We start from the raw sequence: 6041 nt of genomic DNA, 5'->3' as shown, positions 1-6041 counted from the left end.
ACGGCGGCACCGAGGAAGGGTCGACCCACCACCACTCCAGGTCCTCACGCTGCCCGCCGCGGGGCTCCTGGTCCTCACGCTGCCCGCCACGGGGCTCCTGGTCCTGGCGCCGCCCGTGTTCGCGCTGCTCATCCTGGCGGTCTGCCGTCTGCTGGATCACCCTTCACCCCCTCCCGGCCACGCCAAGTGTGCCGCAAGCAAATCGAACATGCGAACGACTCGAATCCCCGATATCCCGCAATAAGGGCACCAATCGCCGCCCGCGACTTCAAAATTTTCGAGGAACACCCATCGCTACCTTCCGCCATGGCCAACGCGACGCCGAGGAAACGGCAGGCATCGGCTTGCGGGGCTTGCAGGCGCCTTAAACCGGACCAGGCAAGCGGTGGTCAAGAGACGTGCAGGCGGGCGGACCTATCACTGAGATGCAAGCCCCGGACGGCAACGGACAGGCCGGGAACCACTCGCATTCAGGAGCCCACGATGAAGCGCACCCTTCTTGGTCTGGCCGCCACCGTGATCGCAGCCGCGGCCGCCGCCGTCCCCGCCACGCTGATGGCCACACCGGCCTCAGCCACGACCGCCTCCGCCGCCACCACTGGGGACTTCGGCCCCGACACCTGCCTTCAGGGCTACGTCTGGCGGGAGGCGCGTCCGAGCGACCTCGTCTGCGTCACCCCGGCGACCCGGACCCAGACCGCCGCCGACAACAGCGTCAAGGCCAGCCGTTGGACCTCTGGCCCGTTCGGCCCGCACACCTGCGTGAACGGCTACGTCTGGCGGGAGGCGTTCGTCGGCGACGACGTCTGCGTCCTCCCATGGGTCCGCAGCCAGGCGCTCGCGGACAACGCCAAGGCCGCCGACCGCAAGGTCCTGGCCCGCCTGTGGATCACCCGCTACACCGTGCCGCCGCACGACAACGGCGACGGCACGTCCACCAGCACCTCGGTCGACGACATCCCGCGGCTCAAGCTCAACGGCGACCACTACAACTTCGGCCAGGTCAAGCTCTACATCCGCTACACCACCGGACGGCTCTACTGGAGCGGCTCGGTGAACGCCTCGGCCCACGCCGGGTACGCCGGGGGCAGCTTCGGCAAGAAGACCGACGTCTTCGACTGCGCGGCTCCCGGACGGCCCGCGAACGGCTACGCCCAGGCTTACGACATCCTCTCCGGCCGCTGGTCGGCCCGCGTTCCGGTCCGTGTCGGCTGCGCCGTACTCTGACCGCTCACATAAATCGAGGGACCGGTTCCACGGGGGCCGGTCCCTCGCCTTGTCGTCTCCTGGCCGGCCAGTTCCAGAAGCGTAGGGGCTCCAGCTTTCTGGTTCCAGTGTTCGAAGACGGTTTGACGGGGTAGCTGAGCGCCCACGCCAGAAACCGTTGTGACCGCCGGCGCCGCCCCCGGGCGCTATTGACGATCGAGGTGACGACCGACATGGGAACCGCGACGAAGGTGCCGGAGACCACAAGCATGAGTGGCGACGAGTTGTCGGCTGATGACGCGTACGCCTCGATAAGACGCTACGGGGGGTGGCACCTCGTCCGCGACGCGTTCGTGCGGTTCCGGTACGGCGACGGGGTGAGCAACGCCCGGGCGCTGGCGTTCCAGGTCTGCCTCTCGATCATCCCCGGGGCCATCGCGATCGTGGGCCTCAGCTCGGTGGTCCATCAGGAGCACATCGGGCGGGTCCTGGAGCTCACCTTGCGCCGCCTCACTCCCGGAGTGGGGTCGGAGGTGATCAGGGAGACACTCGACGGCAGTCATCGCAGCGCGGGCACCGGGGGGAGCCTCGCCCTGTGGCTGGGTCTCCTGACCGCCCTCGTGTCGCTGACGACGGCCATGGCGCAGTTCGAGCGCGGAGCGAACCGGATCTACGGTATCGAGCGTGACCGTCCCTTCAAGCGCAAGTACGGCAGGGCGCTGCTGATGGCCGTGACGGCGGGCGTCTTCATGAGCGTCGGGTTCGTCATCCTGGTCGGCGGCGGGGCCGTCGGGGAGGCCTTCGCCAGGGTGTACGGCTGGGGCCACACGGCCACGGCGACGTGGGGGCTCCTGCGGTGGCCGGTCGGCTTCCTGCTCGCCGTCCTGTCCATCTCGGTGCTGTTCCGCTCGTCCCCCCGCCGGAAGCAGCCGGGCCACACGTGGCTCGCGGTCGGTGCGACGGTCGGGGTGCTGCTGTGGATGCTGTTCACCTGGCTGCTCGCGCGCTACACCGAGAGCAGCGGCACCTTCGGCGCGACGTACGGCCCGCTCACCGCGGTCATGGCCCTGCTGCTGTGGTCTTTCCTGAGCTCGGTGGCCCTGTTCCTGGGGCTGTCCTTCTCGGCCCAGCTCGAGGCCTGCCGGGCGGGCCAGACCCAGCCGGCGGATCCCGATCCCGGTCCTACGGCCCAGGAGGAGCGCCAGCCCCTGGTGAGCCGCTGATGAGCTGGTTCCTGAGGCGGTTCGACCGCGATCACAAGCTCGGGCTGAGGCTCACCGTGGCGACCTGCGCCCTGGTGCTCATCGTGGTGCCGTTCACGCTGCTGCTGGTCCTCGTGAAGTCGTCGTTCGGGCCGCTCAACACGATCGACCAGGGCGCCGCGCATTCGCTCCACACCTATGCCTACGCCCATCCCGGCTTCGCCCGCGCGATGACGCTGATCAGCGATGTCTTCGCACCGCTCACCTGGCGGATCGCCGTGGGCGTGGCGGTCGCCTGGCTGCTGTACCGGAGGGCCACCAACCTGGCGCTCTGGGCGGCCACCACGATCACCGTGGGCGGCCTGCTCGGCCTCGGCCTGAAGGTCGCCGTCGCCCGAGCCCGCCCCGACCTGCCCGATCCCGTGGCCATCGCGCCGGGCGCGTCGTTCCCCTCGGGCCACACGGTGAACGCGATGCTCGGCACCGGGATCCTGCTGCTCCTCGCCCTTCCCCTGCTGCGAGGCCGCGGGCGGGTGGTCGCCTGGGTGCTGGCGCTCGTGATCCCCGTGGCGGTGGGATTCAGCCGGATCGCGCTGGGCGTGCACTGGGTCAGCGACGTGGTGGCCGGGCTGGTGCTCGCGGTGGCCGTCATCGCCGCCACCGCCGCCGCGTTCGAGACATGGCGCAGGGATGTGGGCCGACGGCCCGTCGAACCGTACAAGGAAGGCGTCGAACCGGAAATGGGAGGGCGACTTGGCCACCGATATTGATCAGTCGACTGCGACGGGCGCGCCGCGGCGCGCCGGGTTGGGGGAGATCGCCGGGGACGTCGCCCGGCGGATCCTTCTGCCACTCGCGCTGATGGCTGTCGTGACGCTCGGCGTCGGGCTGTTGATCACCAACGTGCTGGCGCACAGCGCGTTCATCGCGGGAGATGAGGCGGTCAGCCGGGAGATCGCGCAGGACCGCACGCCGTTCTGGAACGACGTCACACACTACATGTCGATGTTGTCCGACACCCCCATCGTCATCGCGGCGACGGCCGTGCTGGTGATCCTCTTCCGGCTGGCCTTCCACCGCTGGCGGGAGTCGGTGTTCCTCGTGGCGGTCGTGTGCGCCCAGTCCGCGATCTTTCTGCTCGCGACCGTGTTCGCCCAGCGGCCCCGGCCGTACGTCAAGCACCTCGACCCGGCGCCCCCCACGTCCAGCTACCCGTCGGGGCACACGAGCGCCGCGGTGGCGTTCTACTGCGGGGTCGCGCTGGTGCTGACCCTCCACACCCACCGCCACAAGATCCTGAACGTCCTCTGGTGGGTGCTCGGCCTCGGAGCGGCGCTCGCGGTCCCGATCGCCAGGCTCTACCGGGGGATGCACCACCTGACCGACATCAGCTGGGGCTTCCTCCTCGGGGTCTTCTGCCTGATCGTGGTCGGCCACGCCGTACTCATACGTCCCGTGACACGAGACGACGCCACTGTGGCGTAGAAGACGATCAGCGGCTCGTGAGGCGGCAGGCATCCGCCCAGCGGGCCAGGTCGACCGGCTGCGGGCGGATCAGGGCCGAGCAGTCGGCGATCGTCTCCGCGAGCAGGTCGCGCAGCAGCGGGTCCGGGTCGGCGACGCAGGCCTGGGCGATCCCGCGGACCGCGAGCTGCACCGCGTTCGGCGCGGCGTACCGGCGGAAGCCCTTGGCCGAGATCCGGACGCCGCGCCGGAACGCGTACGCCCACCGCGTCGCGTCGGGCACCTGCTCCAGCGCCCGGCGGCTGCGGTCCTCCAGGGTGCCGGGCGGCCGTCCCTCCAGCTCGGCGAGCACGTGCTCGGCCGAGAGGACCGACACCGCCATGGCGAGCTGCCGTTCGTGCGCCACGACCGGCAGCGCCATCGTCGCGCAGCGCAGGGCGATCAGGGCATCCAGCCGCGGGTCGTCGCCGGTGAGCCCGATCACCGAGGGGATGAGCTCGGCGAGGCGCGGCCGGGCCGCGTCCGAGGTGTGGTCGTTGACCAGGCGCGCGAGCCCGGCCAGCAGCGGGTGGGTGCACGACGGGTGGTCGCTCCACCGTTCACCCGCGAGGTATGACGCGAACTCCATGAAGCACGCGCCCTTGCTGGGATTGCGGTGCTTACCGCGCGACAGCACCGGCATTGCTGGAGGTATGTCACCGTGCACGAGTCACTCCACCAGAATCGCCCACCATGTCTCTTTCCAGTGTGCGCTCGGCGGAGGTCGTTGAGAAGGTCTGGTTGTCAGCCGCCACTCTTGCGGCGGAACGACCGGCGACCGCCGGCCGGGCCCTGCGCGCCGTGGATCTTCGCGGAGCCCTTGCCCTGCCCGCCCGCGTTCGCCTCGGCCTGCGTGCGCCGCTTGCGGTCAAGAGCCTCGCGGAACTTGCGCTTCAGCTCGTCCTCGGGGGCTTCGGCCTCGACGGTGGATTCCGCCTCGGCCGCGGCTTCCGGCTCGGTGTCAGCCATGGGGACCTCCTGTGGGGAACGAGCCACCGCCCGGACCCAGCGCCCCGGCGGCGCGGTGTTCACTCTATCGCCACTTGAACCACTGCTCCGTGACGGTGGCACCTCATGTTCCGGGGTAAAAATCATGAAATCAGGCTTTGCTTCCTTGGGGTGACCCCGCCTTTTCGCGCCATCTAGCGTGTGGGGTAGGTCTGAACGCCGCTTAGGCGTCATCCCGGGGACCGTTCGTTCCGACGCTCCGTAAGCCCAGGCATCGCCAGGGCATGATCATCGCCATACGGAGTGATCTCGCATGTTCAAGGAAGCTCTCGCCGCTGGCGCGATGGTGGCCTCTGCCCTCGTCGTCCCGGTGACCATGCCGGTCCAGCCCGCCAGTGCGGGCACCGTGGCGCACTCAGTCAGCGCGGCGCCGCTGCAACCATGCCGAGGAGGAGACTGCAGGCGTCGACATCACCGGCATCACCACCGCCGGCACATGCAACAGCAACAGCAACAGCAACAGCAACAGCAACAGCAATTGGGCGGCCGGCACCGTCACCGCAGGCATCTGGAGGAGCGGCTGGAACGCCGAGAACGACAGCAGCAGCAACAGCAGCAACAGCAGCAGGGGGGCTTCGGGCAGCAGCAGCAACAGCAGCAACAGCAGGAAGGCGGGGGGCAGCAACAGCAGCAGCAGCAGTGAGACAGCTATAGCGCCGGATCGAACCCCTGGATAGACCATCGCCCCACGAGGAAATCTCCTCGCGGGGCGATCTTCGTATGGGAGGTGGAGACGGGATTTGAACCCGTGTACGCGGCTTTGCAGGCCGCTGCCTCGCCTCTCGGCCACTCCACCGAGCGAGGCCTCGGTCCACTTCGACCTCTTGCTCAGACCTCTCGGAGCGGAAGACGGGATTCGAACCCGCGACCCTCACCTTGGCAAGGTGATGCTCTACCACTGAGCCACTTCCGCGTCCGCCTCATGGCGACGTCGTTACTGTATCGGGTTTTTGGCACCAGTGCGTACTCATAACCGCTGGGCCGACATCTTTCTGAAGGCCCGGTCGGCCCCCCGCTCGATCGCGGGCAGCATCAGGAAGATCTCCAGGATGCGGGTGAGCCGGTGCACCTCGTTGCGGTGGAAGCCGGGGCCCTCGGCCCTCGCCAGCATGATCGACAGTG

The 6041-nt window shown here is 69.0% G+C and carries 7 protein-coding genes and 2 tRNA genes; 4 read left to right on the top strand and 5 right to left on the bottom strand.

The window, feature by feature from the left end:
* Positions 1-483 precede the first annotated feature (483 nt).
* The 4 genes from N5079_RS34820 to N5079_RS34805 all read left to right on the top strand — a co-directional run bounded on the left by N5079_RS34820 (position 484) and on the right by N5079_RS34805 (position 3893).
* A complete protein-coding gene (locus N5079_RS34820) occupies positions 484-1227 on the top strand; it encodes a hypothetical protein (RefSeq protein ID WP_261588490.1) in 744 nt (247 codons plus the stop codon).
* Positions 1228-1439: 212 nt separating this feature from the next.
* Positions 1440-2429 (top strand): YihY/virulence factor BrkB family protein, encoded by a 990-nt coding sequence (locus tag N5079_RS34815; RefSeq protein WP_261588489.1) that lies wholly within the window; start codon positions 1440-1442, stop codon positions 2427-2429.
* Positions 2429-3178, top strand: a complete 750-nt coding sequence (locus N5079_RS34810; RefSeq protein WP_261588488.1) for a phosphatase PAP2 family protein — start codon at positions 2429-2431, stop codon at positions 3176-3178. The genes N5079_RS34815 and N5079_RS34810 overlap by 1 nt, the downstream gene beginning before the upstream one ends.
* Entirely contained in the window at positions 3162-3893 is a 732-nt protein-coding gene (locus tag N5079_RS34805; protein ID WP_261588487.1) for a phosphatase PAP2 family protein, read from the top strand. Before N5079_RS34810 ends, N5079_RS34805 begins: the two co-directional genes overlap by 17 nt.
* A gap of 7 nt (positions 3894-3900) precedes the next feature.
* Here N5079_RS34805 and N5079_RS34800 read toward each other — a convergent pair whose 3' ends face one another.
* The 5 genes from N5079_RS34800 to N5079_RS34780 all read right to left on the bottom strand — a co-directional run bounded on the left by N5079_RS34800 (position 3901) and on the right by N5079_RS34780 (position 5832).
* The gene (locus tag N5079_RS34800) at positions 3901-4500 is read right to left on the bottom strand and encodes a hypothetical protein (protein ID WP_261588486.1); all 600 of its coding nucleotides are present in this window, start codon (positions 4498-4500) and stop codon (positions 3901-3903) included.
* 155 nt (positions 4501-4655) lie between these two features.
* Positions 4656-4880, bottom strand: a complete 225-nt coding sequence (locus N5079_RS34795) for a DUF5302 domain-containing protein (RefSeq protein ID WP_261588485.1) — start codon at positions 4878-4880, stop codon at positions 4656-4658.
* A gap of 394 nt (positions 4881-5274) precedes the next feature.
* Positions 5275-5601 carry a hypothetical protein gene (locus N5079_RS34790; protein ID WP_261588484.1) on the bottom strand — a complete coding sequence of 109 codons (327 nt, stop codon included), beginning with the start codon at positions 5599-5601 and terminating at the stop codon, positions 5275-5277.
* Positions 5602-5644: 43 nt separating this feature from the next.
* Positions 5645-5715, bottom strand: a tRNA-Cys gene (locus tag N5079_RS34785).
* Between the two features lie 45 nt (positions 5716-5760).
* Positions 5761-5832, bottom strand: a tRNA-Gly gene (locus N5079_RS34780).
* Between the last annotated feature and the right edge of the window lie 209 nt (positions 5833-6041).

Origin of the sequence: Planotetraspora sp. A-T 1434 (assembly GCF_025420585.1) — a bacterium.
GTDB lineage: Bacteria > Actinomycetota > Actinomycetes > Streptosporangiales > Streptosporangiaceae > JAOEGB01.
The sequence above is the reverse complement of the archived record's forward strand: the minus strand, read 5'-3'. Positions and strand labels throughout refer to the sequence as shown.

Excerpts from the sequence above, each read along its gene's own strand:
- N5079_RS34810 (WP_261588488.1), top strand. The coding sequence starts at position 2,429 with ATGAGCTGGTTCCTGAGGCGGTTCGACCGCGATCACAAGCTCGGGCTG.
- N5079_RS34820 (WP_261588490.1), top strand. The coding sequence starts at position 484 with ATGAAGCGCACCCTTCTTGGTCTGGCCGCCACCGTGATCGCAGCCGCG.
- N5079_RS34795 (WP_261588485.1), bottom strand. The coding sequence starts at position 4,880 with ATGGCTGACACCGAGCCGGAAGCCGCGGCCGAGGCGGAATCCACCGTC.
- N5079_RS34790 (WP_261588484.1), bottom strand. The coding sequence starts at position 5,601 with ATGGTCTATCCAGGGGTTCGATCCGGCGCTATAGCTGTCTCACTGCTG.
- N5079_RS34800 (WP_261588486.1), bottom strand. The coding sequence starts at position 4,500 with ATGGAGTTCGCGTCATACCTCGCGGGTGAACGGTGGAGCGACCACCCG.
- N5079_RS34815 (WP_261588489.1), top strand. The coding sequence starts at position 1,440 with ATGGGAACCGCGACGAAGGTGCCGGAGACCACAAGCATGAGTGGCGAC.